Source organism: Leucobacter komagatae, assembly GCF_000834055.1.
In the GTDB taxonomy this organism is placed as follows: Bacteria; Actinomycetota; Actinomycetes; order Actinomycetales; family Microbacteriaceae; genus Leucobacter; species Leucobacter komagatae_A.
In genome coordinates this window covers 1-1,232 of sequence record NZ_JXSQ01000061.1, presented here as the reverse complement: position 1 = coordinate 1,232, position 1,232 = coordinate 1, and the positions used below count along the sequence as shown (strand labels likewise).

The window sequence follows — 1,232 nt, the reverse complement described above, 5'->3', positions numbered from 1 at the left end:
TGATATGAAAATTCTGTGGAATACACTACTCGAGCTCTTCGACGTGCTCCCAAAGGGGGCCAAGCCCTTCTATATTGTGTACTCGATCGTCACTAGCTTGCTATCAATCCTCGACACCCTCGCCCTCGCGCTCATCGTACTTACCGTGACACCACTGGTGTCCGGGAGGGCCATCCAGCTGCCGGTAATTGGGGAGTTGCCTGCCGGCGCGGTGCCGTGGATCGCTGTCGTCGTTTGCGCCCTATTCGTCCTCAAGGGCCTGTTTGCAGTCATTCTGCACTGGTATGCAACTCGGCGCTTTGCTCGGTACGAACTTGAAGTGGGAGACGAGCTCTTTCGTAACTACATGCGCTCGAGTTGGGAGGAGCGTTCCCGGATGAGTACTGCCGAGGTCACCCGGGTGGTTGACACCTCAATGGCGAACACTAATCTTGGCTTTATTCTGCCCATCTCACAGATCCCCGGCAACGCGCTGACATTTGTTGCTGTTCTAGCAGTTTTGCTTGTGTCTGATCCTTTGACCGCAGCTATCGCGGTCATCTATCTTTCCGCGATTTCGCTCTCGATAATGCTGCTCGTGAACCGCAGAGCAAAACTAGCTGGGGAACACAACAGACGTTACGCATATCGTGTGGCGACGATTATGACGGAGATGGTCGACGCTCTGAAGGAAGTAACGCTTCGAGGCAAGCTCGATGAAGTGGCAACAGTCATCTCGAGTAACCGTGCGCGCGCAACCCGAGCGCGAGCAAATATGTCCTTCCTGGGTATCGTTCCAAAATATGCGTTCGAGGTTGCCTTGATTGGCGGGTTCTTGCTGATTGGTGGAACGTCATACCTCATCGGGGGTAGCGCTGCTGCCGTTGGGTCCGTCACGCTGTTCGCCGCCACGGGGTTCCGAATGATTCCGGCAATGAATGGCGTGCAAGGAGCGGTCACGAACGCATCGGCGAATCTGTTCTTTGCTCGTGATGTGATCACACAGTTGACTGCGCGCAGGGCCCAAGGTGCTGGGGCCTCCAATGAGGCTCTCAATGTACATAGCAAGCCGTCGTGACCGTCGCCCGCGTACGAGATACGCTTGAGGCGAGAGGACACGCAGTGGGTTTAGAGGTACCAACTTCCCCCAAACAGGTGTTGAACTCATCGACGAAACCGCCTCATTCCAGGCCTCCTCGTCACCCCTACGTATTGCAGCAATAGCTCGGGCCTCGCCTCGCTGAAAGTATCCA

General features: G+C 55.6%; 1 pseudogene. It reads left to right on the top strand.

What is annotated here, in order from left to right:
• Positions 1-1,057 (top strand): annotated as a pseudogene (locus SD72_RS16660) (ABC transporter ATP-binding protein); the annotation flags it as partial.
• Between the last annotated feature and the right edge of the window lie 175 nt (positions 1,058-1,232).